Genomic DNA, 16,592 nt, shown 5'->3' with positions numbered 1-16,592 from the left:
GGCACAAAACCGGGTGTCACGGCCTGCAGGGAAACGCCAATCACCAGTTATTTCCTCCGCCGCTTTGGCGGACCACCGCCCCGGCACGGTCCACACACACCGGACCGAAGCCGGACAGCACAACCGGTCGCCGAGCCAGACAGGCCGACGTCCGCTCCAGGGAAGGACCCTTCGTGAGCGACACCACCGATCTGATGGGCGCACGTGTCGAGGAGACCGCTGCCGCGCCCGCCACGGACGCTTCCGCGCCTGCCACCGGTGCCGGCTCCCGGCGGCGCCGCGGTACCGGCCTCGAGGGCATGGTGCTGGCCGAACTGCAGCAGGTCGCATCCGGCCTCGGCATCAGGGGCACCGCGCGCATGCGCAAGAGCCAGCTGATCGAGGTCATCAAGGAGGCGCAGGCCCACGGCGGTGCCCCGGCCAAGGCCGAGGCCGCCACCGAGACCAAGCCGAAGCGCCGGTCCACCTCCAGGACCCGCACCGGCGAGGACGGCGCCGCGGCCGAGCCGAAGGCCGACAAGCCCGAGCAGTCCGTGGCCCCGCAGCAGATCGAGATTCCCGGCCAGGGAGCCGGTGACGGTGCTCCGGCCGAGCGCCGCCGGCGCCGTGCCACCGCCGAGGCCGGCAGCCCCGAGACGGTCGCCGCCGAGGCGAAGAGCGAGCCGAAGGCCGAGACCGCGGCCGCTCCGGCCCAGCAGGCGCAGGGCGAGCCCAAGGCCGCTGACTCCGCCTCGTCCGAGCAGCAGGGTGACGGCGGCGAGGGCCGCCGCCGCGACCGCCGTGAGCGCGGCCGGGACCGCGACCGCCGCGGCAAGGGCGACGAGCAGCAGGGCCAGGGCGGCCAGCAGCGTCAGCAGCAGGGCCAGCAGCAGGGCGGCGGCCGCCAGGACCGCCAGCGGGCCGACGAGGACGGCGACGACTTCGACGGTGGCCGCCGTGGCCGTCGCGGGCGCTACCGCGACCGCCGTGGCCGCCGTGGCCGCGACGAGATCGCCGAGCCGCAGCTCGCCGAGGACGACGTCCTGATCCCCGTCGCGGGCATCCTGGACATCCTCGACAACTACGCCTTCATCCGTACGTCGGGCTACCTGCCGGGTCCGAACGACGTGTACGTCTCCCTCGCCCAGGTCCGCAAGAACGGCCTGCGCAAGGGTGACCACGTCACCGGAGCGGTCCGCCAGCCCAAGGACGGCGAGCGGCGCGAGAAGTTCAACGCGCTGGTCCGCCTGGACTCCGTCAACGGCATGGCGCCCGAACACGGCCGTGGCCGCCCGGAGTTCAACAAGCTGACCCCGCTGTACCCGCAGGACAGGCTCCGCCTGGAGACCGACCCCGGCGTCCTCACCACCCGCATCATCGACCTCGTCTCGCCCATCGGTAAGGGCCAGCGCGGTCTGATCGTGGCCCCGCCGAAGACCGGCAAGACCATGATCATGCAGGCGGTCGCCAACGCGATCACGCACAACAACCCCGAGTGCCACCTGATGGTCGTCCTCGTCGACGAGCGTCCGGAAGAGGTCACCGACATGCAGCGGTCGGTCAAGGGCGAGGTCATCTCCTCGACCTTCGACCGCCCGGCCGAGGACCACACCACGGTCGCCGAGCTCGCCATCGAGCGCGCCAAGCGCCTGGTGGAGCTGGGCCACGACGTCGTCGTGCTGCTCGACTCGATCACGCGTCTGGGCCGTGCGTACAACCTCGCCGCGCCCGCCTCCGGCCGCATCCTGTCCGGTGGTGTCGACTCGACCGCGCTGTACCCGCCGAAGCGCTTCTTCGGCGCGGCGCGCAACATCGAGGACGGCGGCTCCCTGACGATCCTCGCCACCGCGCTGGTCGACACCGGCTCGCGCATGGACGAGGTGATCTTCGAGGAGTTCAAGGGCACCGGCAACATGGAGCTCAAGCTCGACCGGAAGCTCGCCGACAAGCGCATCTTCCCGGCGGTGGACGTGGACGCGTCCGGTACCCGTAAGGAAGAGATCCTGCTCGGCGCCGAGGAGCTGAACGTCGTCTGGAAGCTGCGCCGGGTGCTGCACGCGCTCGACCAGCAGCAGGCGATCGAGCTGCTCCTCGACAAGATGAAGCAGACGAAGTCGAACGTCGAGTTCCTGATGCAGATCCAGAAGACGACGCCGACGCCGAACGGCGACTGATCCGGTCGAAGGGCCGCTCCCCCCGTCCTGCGAGGGGAGCGGCCCTTTGCGTTGCCCGTGGCGGTCCGCCGTCGAGACGTTCGCCACAGGCGCCGGGAGCCCTGGTGGCCGCCCCGGGTGGCGCACCCCCGGGGAAATACCCAGGTGAGCAGGAGGCTTCCGGGATTTGCGATGACCCTGTGTGTTCGTCCCCGTACGTACCGACCGGACCGTGTTGTGCAACCCTGGCCCCGGTTTCTCCGTCCGACCGAACGGAGTGACGATGGAGCGACGGGGGTCCCCCACTCGGGTGAGCCGAGCGGTGGGAAAGGGTCGCTCCGCCAGGCCTGGCCCAGACCGCGGGGGGTACCCGACCGGACGACGACTGAGGGAGCACATGCCCGCCGAGAGCACACCCGACGCCATAGCCGACGAGGACACCGCCGCGACGAACCCAGGCCGCGGGGCCAAGGGCCGCCGCCGCAAGCCGCGCGGAAAGGGACGCACGGCCCTGCTCGTCGCCGCCTGGACCGCCGGGGGCATCCTCCTCCTGGGCGGCACCGGCGCCGGCATCCTGTACTTCAAGCTCAACGGCAACCTCAGGACCGTCGACATCGACGCGGCACTCGGCGGCCACCGGCCCGCGAAGGCCGACAACGGCTCCGAGAACCTCCTCGTCCTGGGCTCGGACAGCCGCTCCGGCGGCAACAAGAAGCTGGGCGGCGGCGTCGACGACGGCAGTGCCCGTTCGGACACGGCGATGGTCGTGCACCTCTACAAGGGCCACAAGAAGGCCGCGGTCGTCTCGATACCGCGCGACACCCTCATCGACCGCCCCGAGTGCACCGACACCAAGGGCACCGTGCACCCGGCCGCGTCCGGGGTGATGTTCAACTCCGCGTACTCCACCGGGGGCGCCGCGTGCGCCGTGAAGACCGTCGAGTCGATCAGCGGTGTGCGCATGGACCACTACATCGAGGTGGACTTCTCCGGGTTCCGGAAACTGGTCGACGACCTCGGCGGCGTACAGGTGACCACCACCAAGGACATCGCCGACCAGGACAGCCACCTTGACCTGAAGGCCGGGGAGCACACCCTCGACGGCCGGCAGGCGCTCGGCCTCGTCCGCACCCGGCACGGCGTCGGTGACGGCTCCGACCTCGGCCGCATCCAGCTCCAGCAGGCCTTCGTCAAGGCCCTGGTGGCCCAGGTCAAGCAGCTCGGCGTGCTGACGAACCCCACCAAACTGGTGAACTTCGCCGACACCGCGACCAAGACCGTCACCACCGACTCCGACCTGGGCTCCGTCAAGAACCTGGCGTCCTTCGCGAACGGGCTGAAGGGGATCAGCTCGGCCCATATGAACATGGTGACGGTGCCGGTCCGGTACGACCCGACCGACCCCAACCGCGTCCTGCCGGAGAAGACCAAGGCCGCCCTGGTGTGGGACGCCCTCAAGCACGACCGGCCGATTCCGGCGGACGCGACGAAGGGAACGGCCAGCGGCCAGGCCAAGGGCGTGGTCACGTCGTCCTGACCCGGGCCGGGGCCCCGGCGCCCCCGCGCGTCCACGGGGAATAGATCACCTGTGCCCCCGGTTTTGGGGGATGCGGTCAGTCCTGGCAGACTGGTACGTCGGCCCCGGTTCACGCCTCCGCATCCCGCGGCTGCGACCCGGCGCCCTCCCGAAACCTAGGAGACACCTTGAAGCGCGACATCCACCCCGCGTACGTCGAGACGCAGGTCAGCTGCACCTGTGGCGCGTCGTTCACCACCCGTAGCACGATCGAGTCCGGCACCATCCGGGCCGAGGTCTGCTCCGAGTGCCACCCGTTCTACACGGGCAAGCAGAAGATCCTCGACACCGGTGGCCGTGTGGCCCGCTTCGAGGCCCGCTTCGGCAAGGCTGCCGCTGCCAAGAAGTAGCGAGCCCACAGCGCCGGTCTCCGGTGCTCCCGTGCACGGATACGGGGGTGCCGGGACCGGCGCTTTGCGGTGCAGCCCACTCATTGTCGTACGTACGTCCCCCACGCCCAGGCCGGGCGGGGGACACTCAGGGAGCCGGAGATGTTCGAGGCGGTCGAGGAACTGGTCGGGGAACACGCCGACCTGGAGAAGAAGCTCGCCGATCCGTCGGTCCACGCCGACCAGGCGAACGCGCGCAAGCTCAACAAGCGCTACGCCGAGCTGAGCCCGATCGTCGCCACCTACCGCTCCTGGAAGCAGTCCGGTGACGACATCGAGACCGCGCGCGAACTGGCCGCCGACGACCCGGAGTTCGCCGCCGAGGTCAGGGACCTGGAAAGGCAGCGTGAGGAGCTGACGGAGAAGCTGCGCTTCCTGCTCGTCCCTCGCGACCCCAGCGACGACAAGGACGTCATCCTCGAGATCAAGGCGGGCGCGGGCGGCGACGAGTCCGCCCTGTTCGCCGGTGATCTGCTGCGCATGTATCTGCGGTACGCCGAGCGCGTCGGCTGGAAGACCGAGATCATCGACTCCACCGAGTCCGAGCTCGGCGGCTACAAGGACGTCCAGGTCGCCGTGAAGGCCCGCGGCCGGCTGGAGCCCGGCCAGGGCGTGTGGGCCCGCCTGAAGTACGAGGGCGGGGTGCACCGCGTGCAGCGCGTGCCCGCGACGGAGTCCCAGGGCCGTATCCACACCTCCGCGGCCGGTGTGCTGGTCACCCCCGAGGCGGAGGACGTCGACATCGAGATCAACCCGAACGACCTCCGGATCGACGTCTACCGCTCCTCGGGCCCCGGCGGCCAGTCCGTCAACACGACCGACTCCGCCGTGCGCATCACGCACCTGCCGACCGGGGTCGTCGCCTCCTGCCAGAACGAGAAGAGCCAGTTGCAGAACAAGCAGCAGGCGATGCGTATCCTGCGCTCCAGGCTGCTCGCCATGGCGCAGGAGGAGGCGGAGAAGGAGGCCGCCGCGGCCCGCCGCAGCCAGGTCCGCACGGTCGACCGCTCCGAGAAGATCCGTACGTACAACTTCCCCGAGAACCGCATCTCGGATCACCGGGTCGGCTTCAAGGCGTACAACCTGGACCAGGTCCTGGACGGCGACCTCGACGCGGTGATCCAGGCGTGCGTCGACGCGGACTCGGCCGCCAAGCTCGCGGCCGCGTAAGCCCCCGTACCAGCACAACGCTCAGCCCCGGAGGACCAGCGTGAACCTGCTGCTCGCGGAGGTGGCCCAGGCCACCCAGCGGCTGGCCGACGCCGGCGTGCCCTCGCCGCGCAATGACGCGGAGGAGCTCGCCGCGTTCGTGCACGGCGTCAAGCGGGGCGAGCTGCACTCCGTGAAGGACGCGGACTTCGACGCCCGCTACTGGGAGGTCATCGCCCGCCGTGAGGCCCGCGAGCCGCTCCAGCACATCACCGGGCGCGCCTACTTCCGCTATCTGGAGCTCCAGGTCGGCCCCGGCGTGTTCGTGCCCCGCCCGGAGACCGAGTCGGTCGTCGGCTGGGCCATAGACGCCGTACGGGCCATGGACGTCGTCGAACCGCTGATCGTGGACCTGTGCACCGGCTCGGGCGCCATCGCGCTCGCCCTGGCGCAGGAGGTGCCGCGCTCGCGGGTGCACGCGGTGGAGCTGTCCGAGGACGCCCTGGAGTGGACCCGCAAGAACGTGGCGGGGTCCAGGGTCGATCTGCGCCAGGGCAACGCCCTCACGGCCTTCCCGGACCTCGACGGCCAGGTCGACCTCGTGATCTCCAACCCGCCGTACATCCCGCTCACCGAGTGGGAGTACGTCGCTCCCGAGGCCCGCGACTACGACCCGGACATGGCCCTGTTCTCGGGCGAGGACGGCCTCGACCTCATCCGTGGTCTGGAGCGCACCGCGCACCGGCTGCTGCGCCCCGGAGGCGTCGTCGTCATCGAGCACGCCGACACCCAGGGCGGCCAGGTGCCGTGGATCTTCACCGAGGAGCGGGGCTGGGCCGACGCGGCCGACCACCCGGACCTCAACAACCGCCCGCGCTTCGCGACCGCACGCAAGGCACTGCCGTGAGCGCGCCCCAGCATCTCTTCCCTCAGCAGGACGTGTACGAGGAGGTCCTCTAGACATGGCACGGCGATACGACACCAACGACGCGACCGACCGCACGACGGGTCTGCGCGAGGCCGCGTCCGCCGTCCGCCGTGGCGAACTCGTGGTGCTGCCGACCGACACCGTGTACGGCATCGGCGCCGACGCGTTCTCCTCGGAGGCCGTGAGCGACCTGCTCCAGGCCAAGGGCCGGGGCCGCAATATGCCCACGCCCGTTCTGATCGGCTCCCCGAACACCCTGCACGGCCTCGTCACGGACTTCTCCGAGATGGCCTGGGAACTGGTCGACGCGTTCTGGCCGGGCGCGCTCACGCTCGTCGCGCGGCACCAGCCTTCGCTCCAGTGGGACCTCGGGGACACCCGTGGCACCGTCGCGGTGCGCATGCCGCTGCACCCGGTCGCCATCGAGCTGCTCACGGAGGTCGGCCCGATGGCCGTCTCCTCCGCGAACCTCACCGGCCACCCGGCCCCGGAGACCTGCGACGCCGCGCAGGAGATGCTCGGCGACTCCGTCTCCGTCTACCTGGACGGCGGCCCCACCCCCGGCAACGTCCCCTCCTCGATCGTCGATGTCACCGGCAAGGTGCCGGTGCTGCTGCGCCAGGGCGCGCTGTCGGCGGACGAGCTGCGCAAGGTCGTACCCGACCTCGAGGTGGCGAATTGACACCGCCCGACGCGGGGCGTGGCATAGGCAACGGGGACGGGACGGGAGGCCTGGCGGAGCCGGGCCTCCCGGGCGACACCTTCCGCATCCTCCACGTCAGCACCGGCAACGTGTGCCGCTCGCCGATCACCGAGCGCCTGACCCGGCACTTCCTCGCGGACCGGCTCGGCTGCCCCGCGCCCGGCCTCGCCGGGGGGACCCCCATGGGCGGGCTGATCGTGGAGAGCGCGGGCACCTGGGGCCACGAGGGCGCCCCCATGGAGGCGAACGCGGAGGCGGTCCTCGCGGACTTCGGCGCGGACGCCTCCGGCTTCGTCGGCCGGGAACTGCTGGACGAGCACGTCATCCGGGCCGACCTGGTCCTCACCGCGACCCGTGACCACCGTGCCCAGGTCATCTCCATGGGGCACTCGGCGGGCCTGCGCACGTTCACGCTGAAGGAGTTCACCCGTCTCGTACGGGCGATAGACCCCGCCACGCTGCCGCCCCTGGAGGACGGCGTGGTGGCACGCGCCCGCGCCCTGGTACGGGCCGCGGCGGCCCTGCGCGGCTGGCTGCTGGCGCCGACGGCGGAGGCCGACGAGGTGTTCGACCCGTACGGGGCGCCGCTGACGTTCTTCCGCTCGATCGGGGACGAGATCCACCAGGCCCTGGACCCGGTCGTCACGGCCCTGACGGGAGTGCCCGCACGGGCCTGAGCCGGCACCGGTGACGGGTTCGCCGGGTGCGTCCGCCGGGTGGCGCGGGTACGAGGCGCGTGGGCGGACGGACGTGGCGCCCGGGCGCCACAGGGGGCGCGGGCCTACATTGGACGTACACCCGTCGCCCGGAGCCCCGGAGCCCACCATGGCGGTCACCCATACCCTCGAGGCCGACGTCCTGCACCGGCAGGATCCCGAGCTGGCCGAGATCCTGCTTGGGGAACTCGTCCGGCAGTCGACGACATTGCAGCTCATCGCGGCCGAGAACTTCACCTCCCCGGCGGTGCTCGCCGCCCTCGGCTCCCCGCTCGCCAACAAGTACGCCGAGGGGTATCCGGGCGCCCGGTACCACGGCGGCTGCGAGCTGGTCGACGTCGCCGAGCGCCTCGCCGTGGAGCGGGCCAAGGCGCTGTTCCGGGCCGAGCACGCCAATGTGCAGTCGCACTCGGGATCGTCCGCGATGCTCGCCGCGTACGCCGCCCTGCTCAGGCCCGGCGACACCGTGCTCGCCCTCGGGCTGCCGCACGGCGGCCACCTCACCCACGGCTCGCCCGCCAACTTCTCCGGCCGCTGGTTCGACTTCGTGGGTTACGGCGTCGATGCGGAGTCCGGGCTGATGGACCATGTGCAGGTGCGCACCCTGGCCCGTACGCACCGTCCGAAGGCCATCGTGTGCGGGTCCATCTCCTATCCACGCCATATCGACTACGCCTTCTTCCGGGAGGTCGCCGACGAGGTCGGGGCGTATCTCATCGCCGACGCCGCGCACCCGATCGGGCTGGTCGCCGGGGGAGCGGCACCCAGCCCGGTGCCGTTCGCCGACATCGTCTGCGCCACCACGCACAAGGTGCTGCGCGGCCCGCGCGGCGGCATGATCCTGTGCGGCGGCGAACTGGCCGAGCGCGTGGACCGGGCCGTCTTCCCGTTCACCCAGGGCGGCGCCCAGATGAACAGCATCGCCGCGAAGGCCGTCGCGTTCGGGGAGGCGGCGACCACGGACTTCGGGGTCTACGCCCACCAGGTGGTGGCCAACGCCCGGATGCTCGCGGCGGCCCTGGCCGCCGAGGGGCTGCATGTGACCACCGGCGGCACCGACACCCATCTGCTGACCGTGGATCCCTCCCCGCTGGGCGTGGACGGCCAAACCGCCCGGGGTCGGCTCGCGGCGGCCGGTATGGTCCTCGACACCTGTGCGCTGCCTCACGGCGACGTCCGCGGGCTGCGCCTGGGCACCGCGGCGGTGACCACGCAGGGCATGCGCGAGACGGAGATGGCGCGGATCGCCGCCGTCCTCGGGGCCGTGCTGCGCGAGGAGGAGAAGCCCAAAGGGGCGCGTGAAGAAGTGCGGGAGCTGACCGACGGATTTCCGCCGTATCCCGGGCACTGAGGGGGTGGACGCAGCGGAGTACACAGCCACTCGTGCAACCATCGTGGCTACCCGTGAGTCCTCAACCGTATGCACGCGAAGCTAGGGTGTGGTGCTGAGGACGCCCAGCGAGACTTATGGGGAAGCCCGTGCGTGAATACCTGCTGACGCTCTGCATCACGGCCGCCGTGACGTATCTGCTGACAGGGCCGGTACGCAAGTTCGCGATCGTGGCCGGAGCCATGCCGGAGATCCGGGCCCGGGACGTGCACCGGGAACCGACCCCCCGGCTCGGCGGTATCGCCATGTTCTTCGGCCTGTGCGCGGGCCTCCTGGTCGCCGACCACCTCAAGAACCTCAACGAGGTCTTCGCCAAGTCGAACGAGCCCCGGGCCCTGCTCTCCGGCGCCGCGCTGATCTGGCTGATCGGCGTGCTGGACGACAAGTTCGAGATCGACGCGCTGATCAAGCTGGGCGGCCAGATGATCGCCGCGGGCGTGATGGTGATGCAGGGTCTGACCATCCTGTGGCTGCCGGTCCCGGGCGTCGGCACGGTCTCGCTCACCCAGTGGCAGGGCACCCTGCTGACGGTGGCGCTGGTCGTCATCACGATCAACGCGGTGAACTTCGTCGACGGCCTCGACGGCCTCGCCGCCGGCATGGTGTGCATCGCGGCCGCAGCGTTCTTCATGTACGCGTACCGCATCTGGTACGGCTACGGCCTGGAGGCCGCGGCCCCCGCGACCTTGTTCGCGGCCGTCCTGATGGGCATGTGCCTGGGCTTTCTGCCGCACAACATGCACCCGGCGCGGATCTTCATGGGCGACTCGGGCTCGATGCTGATCGGGCTGGTGCTCGCGGCCGGCGCCATCTCGGTCACCGGCCAGGTGGACCCGGACGCGATGAACCTCTTCTCCGGTTCCGAGCGTGCGACGGTGCACCAGACCGTCCCGGTCTACATCCCGCTGCTGCTCCCACTGACGATCATCGCCGTCCCGGTCGCCGACTTCTTCCTCGCGATCGTGCGCCGCACCTGGCGCGGTCAGTCGCCGTTCGCCGCGGACCGCGGGCATCTGCACCACCGGCTGCTGGACATCGGGCACTCACACAGCCGGGCCGTGATGATCATGTACTTCTGGGCGGCGCTCATCTCCTTCGGAGCCCTGGCGTACTCGGTCAACTCGGCGTCCATGTGGATCGTGCTCGGCATCATGGCGCTGAGCGCCGTGGGCCTGGTGCTGCTTCTGCTGCCGAGGTTCACCCCGCGCGCGCCGCGCTGGGCCGAGTCCTTCGTGCCGCCGCGCTACCGCCGCGGACGCCGCGCCGGGGCCGCGGCTGTCGCGGACGGGGCCGTGGACGAGAGCCTGGAGCCGGCGCGGGGGGAGCCCATCGCCGGGGAACCGCCTCGCACCCCGGTTGCCGCGGGCGTCTCGGCTGCCCACGGGTCCACGGCGCTCGGCGCCCGGACGCGTCCGGAGCGGCGTGAAGCCGAGTCGTCGCGCTGACGCACAAGGTAAGAATCTGACGAGTGCGTTGCCAATTCGTGGGGGTGTATAGCGCCCCAATACCAGACAAGTGGGTGCTTCGCGTGCACAGACGCGCGGGGTCACTCTCATGTGTGACTGTCGGCACACCCCCTAGGTAAAGACCGCATCAAATAGTTTGTGATACGGTTCACGAGAACCCCGGGGATAGAGCCGGGGGGCCCTCTGTGCCGGCCCTTCGGTGTGAGGTGCCCACTCGCCCCGGGACTACGCTCGTCCATGACGACACCCCTGCCCCCTTCAGTAAGCGGAGTTGCCGCCATGCCGTCCAATGACGCCCGGAACCTTCTGCAGATCGCTGCGCCCACAGCGGCCGCCGGCGTGGTCGCCGTCGCCGTCAGCGCCGCGGTCGCGGGGGGCAAGGGGGCGCTCGGTGCGGCCGTCGGCACGGTGCTCGCCCTGGTCTTCATGGGGGTCGGGCTCTACGTCCTGCAATGGACGGCAAAAACGCTCCCCCAGCTGTTCCAGGCCATGGGGCTGATGCTGTACGTCGCTCAGCTCCTGCTGCTCCTGATCTTCGTGGCTCTCTTCAAGGGCACTTCCCTCTTCGATCCGAAGACGTTCGCGATCGCACTTGTGATCGCGACAATCGTGTGGATGGCGGCGCAGGCGCGCGCGCATATGAAGGCCAAGATCTTCTACATCGACCCGGACTCCGAGAAGAGCGAGAAGCCCGAGAAGACAGGGTCCACGTCGTGAGGGGTAGGGCCGGGATAAAGACGTGCGAGAGATCCTGCTATCGTCCGGTGCCAACTGCGGCATCGCGGGCGCGGGCATCTGAGCTGACGCCTGCTCAATCGCGAGGCTTGATCCCCGAAGGCCGCCCCCACATCCGTAACACCAGTCCGGTGCCGATCCGCGGCTGCGCGCCGCGCCGACACAACGAGGTTGCCGTACCCATGCGTCACGCCGAAGGAGCCCGCGGTGAGTGCTGACCAGACCCAGCTCGCCTTTGACTGGAGCTGCCGCATCCTGTCCGACAACGGCTGTGGCTTTCCGGCACCGGGCCTGAACTCCTTCCTCTTCAAGCCCCTGTTCACGGCGGGCGGCTTCGAGTTCAACAAGGTGATACTGCTCGCGCTGCTCACCAGCGTGGTGGTCGTCGCGTTCTTCTGGGCCGCCTTCGGCAATGCCAAGGTCGTCCCGGGCAAGCTCCAGATGGTGGCCGAGGCCGGCTACGACTTCGTGCGCCGCGGCATCGTCTACGAGACGCTCGGTAAGCGCGAGGGCGAGAAGTACGTCCCGTTCATGGTCTCGCTCTTCTTCTTCGTCTGGATCATGAACGTGTGGTCGGTGATCCCACTGGCCCAGTTCCCGGTCTCCTCGGTGATCGCCTTCCCGATGGTCCTCGCCGCGATCGTCTGGATCATGTGGGTCTCATTGACCTTCAAGCGCCATGGCTTCGTCGGCTTCTTCAAGAACATCACGGGCTATGACAAGTCGCTCGGCGCGGTCCTGCCGCTCGTGATGGTCATCGAGTTCTTCTCGAACCTGCTGGTCCGCCCGTTCACGCACGCGGTGCGACTGTTCGCCAACATGTTCGCCGGTCACCTGATGCTGGTGATGTTCACCGTCGCCTCCTGGTACCTGCTGAACAGCTACATGATCCCGGCCGCCGGCGTCTCGTTCGTGATGACCGTGGCCATGATCGTCTTTGAACTCTTCATCCAGGCCGTCCAGGCGTACGTCTTCGTGCTCCTCGCCTGCTCCTACATTCAGGGCGCTCTCGCCGAGCACCACTGAGTCGAACCACCTGCCCGCACACCTCCAGACGTCCGGTGGCCAACCCCCACCGGTCCATGAAAGAGAAGGAAGAACCGGCATGTCCGCTCTTGAGACCCTCGCCGCTGCCACCGGTGTCCACGGCTCCGTCGGCTCCATCGGTTACGGCCTCGCCGCCATTGGCCCCGGCATCGGCGTCGGCATCATCTTCGGCAACGGCACCCAGGCCCTGGCCCGTCAGCCCGAGGCCGCCGGTCTGATCCGCGCCAACCAGATCCTGGGCTTCGCCTTCTGTGAGGCGCTCGCCCTCATCGGCATCGTTATGCCGTTCGTGTTCGGTAAGTAATCACCTTCTTACTGGCACGAATCGACGACGAAAGGCACTGATGTGATCGCCAACCTGGTGCAGCTGGCGGCCGCGGAGACCGAGCAGAACCCGCTCGTCCCGGCCGGCCCCGAGCTGCTCGTCGGCACCATCGCCTTCGCCATCGTGTTCTTCTTCTTCTGGAAGAAGCTGCTTCCGAACATCAACAAGGTTCTGGAGGAGCGTCGCGCGGCGATCGAAGGCGGCATCGAAGAGGCCGAAGCCATGAAGGTCGAGGCCCAGAGCGTTCTTGAGCAGTACAAGGCTCAGCTCGCCGAGGCCCGGCACGAGGCCGCGCGGCTGCGCCAGGAGGCGCAGGAGCAGGGCGCCACGCTCATCGCGGAGATGCGCGCGGAAGGCCAGCGGCAGCGTGAGGAGATCATCGCCGCCGGCCACGCGCAGATCGAGGCCGACCGCAAGGCCGCCGCGCAGGCGCTGCGGCGGGACGTCGGCATGCTGGCCACCGAGCTGGCCGGCAAGCTCGTCGGCGAGTCCCTCGAGGACCACGCCCGGCAGAGCCGCGTGATCGACCGCTTCCTCGACGGGCTCGACGAGGCCGCTTCGAAGGCTGAGGCCGCACGATGAACGGAGCGAGCCGCGAGGCCCTGGCTGCCGCACGTGAGCGTCTCGACGCGCTGACGGACGCCACGTCCATGGACGCGGCGCAGCTCGCCGACGAGCTGGCCGCCGTCACCGCGCTGCTCGACCGCGAGGCCGGGCTGCGCCGGGTCCTCACCGACCCGGCGCAGCCCGCGGAGGCCAAGGCCGAGCTGGTCCAGCGTCTGCTGGGCGGCCAGGTCAGCGGGCCGGTCGTGGACCTGCTCGCCGGCATGGCGCGCTCGCGCTGGTCGCAGCCGCGTGATCTGGTGGACGCGCTGGAGGAGCTGGCGAACCTCGCCGACCTCACCGGCGCCGAGAAGGCGGGTGCGCTGGACGACGTCGAGGACGAGCTGTTCCGCTTCGGCCGGATCATCTCCTCCAACACGGAGCTGCGCGCCGCGCTCACGGACCGTGCGGTCGGCGCCTCGGCCAAGACCGAGCTGGTGCACCGGTTGCTCGGCGGCCGGGCCAACGTGACCACCGAGCGTCTGGTGCAGCGCCTTGTGACCGCGCCGCGGGGACGTAGCCTGGAGACGGGAATCGAGTCCCTGTCCAAGCTGGCGGCCGAGCGCCGTAACCGGATGGTCGCCGTCGTCACCTCGGCGGTCCCGCTGAGCGACACGCAGAAGCAGCGCCTCGGCGCCGCACTGGCCAAGCTCTACGGCCGTCAGATGCACCTCAACCTGGACGTGGATCCCGAGGTCATCGGCGGGATGCGGGTGCAGGTCGGTGACGAGGTGATCAACGGGTCGGTCGCGGACCGGCTCGAGGACGCCCGCCGCCGCATGGCGAGCTAGCAGCAACTCCATACGCAGTACTACGGCCCGCGTTGGGCCGTGCAGAGGATTCCTGGGGGTCGCCCCCAGACCCCCACAGAAACTTCGGGCCCAACAAGGAGAGCAGGGAACCCAGATGGCGGAGCTCACGATCCGGCCGGAGGAGATCCGGGACGCGCTGGAGAACTTTGTCCAGTCGTACAAGCCGGACGCGGCCTCGCGCGAGGAGGTCGGTACGGTCACCCTTGCCGGCGACGGCATCGCGAAGGTCGAGGGCCTGCCCTCGGCCATGGCCAACGAACTGCTGAAGTTCGAGGACGGCACCCTCGGCCTCGCCCTCAACCTCGAGGAGCGCGAGATCGGTGCCATCGTCCTCGGTGAGTTCAGCGGCATCGAGGAGGGACAGCCGGTGCACCGCACCGGTGAGGTGCTCTCCGTGGCCGTCGGCGAGGGCTACCTCGGCCGCGTCGTCGACCCCCTCGGCAACCCCATCGACGGCCTCGGCGAGATCGAGACCGACGGTCGCCGCGCCCTCGAGCTGCAGGCCCCCACGGTCATGCAGCGCAAGTCGGTGCACGAGCCGATGGAGACCGGCTACAAGGCCGTCGACGCGATGACCCCGATCGGCCGTGGCCAGCGCCAGCTGATCATCGGTGACCGCCAGACCGGCAAGACCGCCCTGGCCGTCGACACGATCATCAACCAGCGCGACAACTGGCGCTCCGGCGACCCGAAGAAGCAGGTCCGCTGCATCTACGTCGCCGTCGGCCAGAAGGGCTCCACCATCGCGTCCGTGCGCGGCGCGCTGGAGGAGGCCGGCGCGCTCGAGTACACGACGATCGTCGCTTCCCCGGCGTCCGACCCGGCGGGCTTCAAGTACCTGGCGCCCTACACCGGTTCGGCCATCGGTCAGCACTGGATGTACCAGGGCAAGCACGTCCTGATCGTCTTCGACGACCTGTCCAAGCAGGCCGACGCCTACCGCGCCGTGTCCCTGCTGCTGCGCCGCCCGCCGGGCCGCGAGGCCTACCCGGGTGACGTCTTCTACCTGCACTCCCGTCTGCTGGAGCGCTGCGCCAAGCTCTCCGACGACATGGGTGCCGGCTCGATGACCGGTCTGCCGATCGTCGAGACCAAGGCCAACGACGTCTCGGCGTTCATCCCGACCAACGTCATCTCCATCACCGACGGCCAGTGCTTCCTGGAGTCCGACCTGTTCAACGCCGGCCAGCGCCCGGCTCTGAACGTCGGTATCTCGGTCTCCCGTGTCGGTGGCTCCGCCCAGCACAAGGCGATGCGCCAGGTCTCCGGCCGTCTGCGCGTGGACCTCGCCCAGTTCCGTGAGCTGGAGGCGTTCGCCGCCTTCGGTTCCGACCTGGACGCCGCGTCGAAGGCGCAGCTGGAGCGCGGTCAGCGCATGGTCGAGCTGCTGAAGCAGCCGCAGTACCAGCCGATGGCCACCGAGGACCAGGTCGTCTCCATCTGGGCCGGCACCAACGGCCGTATGGACGACGTTCCGGTCGCCGACATCCGTCGCTTCGAGCGTGAGCTCCTGGACTTCCTGCACCGCAAGCACCAGGGCCTCATGACCTCCATCAAGGAGGGCGCCAAGATGTCGGACGACACCATCCAGGCGATCGACGACGCCATCGCGGAGTTCAAGAAGCAGTTCGAGACCTCGGACGGCAAGCTGCTCGGCGAGGACGTTCCTGCCGCTGCCGCCAAGTGACGTAAGGAAGGGACCTGACTCATGGGAGCCCAGCTCCGGGTCTACAAGCGTCGCATCCGATCCGTCAGCGCGACCAAGAAGATCACGAAGGCGATGGAGATGATCGCCGCCTCGCGCGTCGTCAAGGCGCAGCGCAAGGTGACGGCCTCCACCCCGTACGCGACCGAGCTCACCCGCGCGGTCACGGCGGTCGGCACCGGCTCGAACACCAAGCACCCGCTGACCACCCAGGCCGAGACGGTGACCCGGTCGGCGGTGCTGCTCCTGACGAGCGACCGCGGTCTGGCCGGCGCCTTCAACTCCAACGCGATCAAGGCGGCGGAGCAGCTGACCGAGCGGCTGGAGCGCGAGGGCAGGCAGGTCGACACATACATCGTCGGCCGTCGCGGTGTCGCCCACTACAACTTCCGTGAGCGCAGGATCACGGAGTCGTGGACGGGCTTCACGGACGAGCCGACGTACGCGGACGCCAAGAAGGTCGCGGCGCCGCTGATCGAGGCCATCGAGAAGGAGACGGCGGACGGCGGCGTGGACGAACTCCACATCGTCTACACCGAGTTCGTCTCGATGATGACGCAGACGGCGGTCGACGCCCGCCTGCTGCCGCTCAGCCTCGAGGAGGTGGCCGAGGAGACGCCCAAGGGCGAGATCCTGCCGCTCTACGAGTTCGAGCCGTCGGCGGAGGACGTCCTCGACGCCCTGCTGCCGCGCTACGTGGAGAGCCGTATCTACAACGCGCTGCTCCAGTCGGCCGCTTCGAAGCACGCCGCCACGCGGCGCGCGATGAAGTCGGCCACCGACAACGCCGGAGACCTCATCGAGAATCTCACCCGGCTTGCCAACGCGGCCCGCCAGGCCGAAATCACCCAGGAAATCAGCGAGATCGTCGGTGGCGCCAGTGCCCTGGCCGACGCGACCGCGGGGAGTGACTGAA

16 protein-coding genes are annotated in these 16,592 nt (G+C 69.7%); all 16 read left to right on the top strand.

Features of this window, described 5'->3' with window-relative positions; translation table 11 throughout:
- Window positions 1–173: 173 nt before the first annotated feature.
- Window positions 174–2,153, top strand: a complete 1,980-nt coding sequence (gene rho, locus ACIP94_RS15810) for a transcription termination factor Rho (RefSeq protein ID WP_402425174.1) — start codon at window positions 174–176, stop codon at window positions 2,151–2,153.
- A gap of 376 nt (window positions 2,154–2,529) precedes the next feature.
- Window positions 2,530–3,669 (top strand): LCP family protein, encoded by a 1,140-nt coding sequence (locus tag ACIP94_RS15805; RefSeq protein WP_402425171.1) that lies wholly within the window; start codon window positions 2,530–2,532, stop codon window positions 3,667–3,669.
- Window positions 3,670–3,836: 167 nt separating this feature from the next.
- Window positions 3,837–4,058: a 50S ribosomal protein L31 gene (rpmE, locus tag ACIP94_RS15800; protein WP_103838593.1), complete on the top strand. Its 222-nt coding sequence runs from the start codon at window positions 3,837–3,839 to the stop codon at window positions 4,056–4,058.
- Between the two features lie 141 nt (window positions 4,059–4,199).
- On the top strand, window positions 4,200–5,267 hold the full coding sequence (prfA, locus tag ACIP94_RS15795; RefSeq protein ID WP_402425167.1) for a peptide chain release factor 1: 1,068 nt from the start codon (window positions 4,200–4,202) through the stop codon (window positions 5,265–5,267).
- 40 nt (window positions 5,268–5,307) lie between these two features.
- Window positions 5,308–6,153 carry a peptide chain release factor N(5)-glutamine methyltransferase gene (gene prmC / locus ACIP94_RS15790; protein ID WP_402425165.1) on the top strand — a complete coding sequence of 282 codons (846 nt, stop codon included), beginning with the start codon at window positions 5,308–5,310 and terminating at the stop codon, window positions 6,151–6,153.
- 55 nt (window positions 6,154–6,208) lie between these two features.
- A complete protein-coding gene (locus ACIP94_RS15785) occupies window positions 6,209–6,856 on the top strand; it encodes an L-threonylcarbamoyladenylate synthase (RefSeq protein ID WP_402425162.1) in 648 nt (215 codons plus the stop codon).
- Entirely contained in the window at window positions 6,853–7,554 is a 702-nt protein-coding gene (locus tag ACIP94_RS15780) for a protein-tyrosine-phosphatase (protein WP_402425159.1), read from the top strand. Before ACIP94_RS15785 ends, ACIP94_RS15780 begins: the two co-directional genes overlap by 4 nt.
- 148 nt (window positions 7,555–7,702) lie before the next feature.
- Window positions 7,703–8,944: a serine hydroxymethyltransferase gene (gene glyA / locus ACIP94_RS15775; RefSeq protein ID WP_402425156.1), complete on the top strand. Its 1,242-nt coding sequence runs from the start codon at window positions 7,703–7,705 to the stop codon at window positions 8,942–8,944.
- A 128-nt stretch (window positions 8,945–9,072) separates the two neighbouring features.
- Entirely contained in the window at window positions 9,073–10,428 is a 1,356-nt protein-coding gene (locus tag ACIP94_RS15770; protein ID WP_402425153.1) for an MraY family glycosyltransferase, read from the top strand.
- A 300-nt stretch (window positions 10,429–10,728) separates the two neighbouring features.
- Window positions 10,729–11,166, top strand: coding sequence for a hypothetical protein (locus tag ACIP94_RS15765; protein ID WP_402425150.1), 438 nt, complete (start codon window positions 10,729–10,731; stop codon window positions 11,164–11,166).
- A gap of 273 nt (window positions 11,167–11,439) precedes the next feature.
- Window positions 11,440–12,210 (top strand): F0F1 ATP synthase subunit A, encoded by a 771-nt coding sequence (gene atpB, locus ACIP94_RS15760; protein WP_402425701.1) that lies wholly within the window; start codon window positions 11,440–11,442, stop codon window positions 12,208–12,210.
- Between the two features lie 79 nt (window positions 12,211–12,289).
- Window positions 12,290–12,535 (top strand): ATP synthase F0 subunit C, encoded by a 246-nt coding sequence (gene atpE, locus ACIP94_RS15755; RefSeq protein WP_234514092.1) that lies wholly within the window; start codon window positions 12,290–12,292, stop codon window positions 12,533–12,535.
- 42 nt (window positions 12,536–12,577) lie between these two features.
- A complete protein-coding gene (locus ACIP94_RS15750) occupies window positions 12,578–13,138 on the top strand; it encodes a F0F1 ATP synthase subunit B (protein WP_402425147.1) in 561 nt (186 codons plus the stop codon).
- The gene (locus ACIP94_RS15745; RefSeq protein ID WP_402425144.1) at window positions 13,135–13,950 is read left to right on the top strand and encodes a F0F1 ATP synthase subunit delta; all 816 of its coding nucleotides are present in this window, start codon (window positions 13,135–13,137) and stop codon (window positions 13,948–13,950) included. The genes ACIP94_RS15750 and ACIP94_RS15745 overlap by 4 nt, the downstream gene beginning before the upstream one ends.
- A gap of 115 nt (window positions 13,951–14,065) precedes the next feature.
- Window positions 14,066–15,658 carry a F0F1 ATP synthase subunit alpha gene (gene atpA / locus ACIP94_RS15740; RefSeq protein WP_402425141.1) on the top strand — a complete coding sequence of 531 codons (1,593 nt, stop codon included), beginning with the start codon at window positions 14,066–14,068 and terminating at the stop codon, window positions 15,656–15,658.
- A gap of 21 nt (window positions 15,659–15,679) precedes the next feature.
- Window positions 15,680–16,591 carry a F0F1 ATP synthase subunit gamma gene (locus ACIP94_RS15735; RefSeq protein WP_402425138.1) on the top strand — a complete coding sequence of 304 codons (912 nt, stop codon included), beginning with the start codon at window positions 15,680–15,682 and terminating at the stop codon, window positions 16,589–16,591.
- Window position 16,592 lies beyond the last annotated feature (1 nt).

Source organism: Streptomyces sp. NPDC093261, assembly GCF_044753645.1.
Lineage (GTDB): Bacteria > Actinomycetota > Actinomycetes > Streptomycetales > Streptomycetaceae > Streptomyces.
Note: the sequence above shows the minus strand (reverse complement) of the source record. Positions and strands in the feature narration are given on the sequence as shown.

Bases quoted from the DNA above. Each gene is read 5' to 3' on its own strand.
- atpA (WP_402425141.1), top strand. From the start codon at position 14,066: ATGGCGGAGCTCACGATCCGGCCGGAGGAGATCCGGGACGCGCTGGAG.
- ACIP94_RS15805 (WP_402425171.1), top strand. From the start codon at position 2,530: ATGCCCGCCGAGAGCACACCCGACGCCATAGCCGACGAGGACACCGCC.
- glyA (WP_402425156.1), top strand. From the start codon at position 7,703: ATGGCGGTCACCCATACCCTCGAGGCCGACGTCCTGCACCGGCAGGAT.
- prfA (WP_402425167.1), top strand. From the start codon at position 4,200: ATGTTCGAGGCGGTCGAGGAACTGGTCGGGGAACACGCCGACCTGGAG.
- ACIP94_RS15735 (WP_402425138.1), top strand. From the start codon at position 15,680: ATGGGAGCCCAGCTCCGGGTCTACAAGCGTCGCATCCGATCCGTCAGC.
- ACIP94_RS15785 (WP_402425162.1), top strand. From the start codon at position 6,209: ATGGCACGGCGATACGACACCAACGACGCGACCGACCGCACGACGGGT.
- ACIP94_RS15745 (WP_402425144.1), top strand. From the start codon at position 13,135: ATGAACGGAGCGAGCCGCGAGGCCCTGGCTGCCGCACGTGAGCGTCTC.
- atpE (WP_234514092.1), top strand. From the start codon at position 12,290: ATGTCCGCTCTTGAGACCCTCGCCGCTGCCACCGGTGTCCACGGCTCC.
- ACIP94_RS15765 (WP_402425150.1), top strand. From the start codon at position 10,729: ATGCCGTCCAATGACGCCCGGAACCTTCTGCAGATCGCTGCGCCCACA.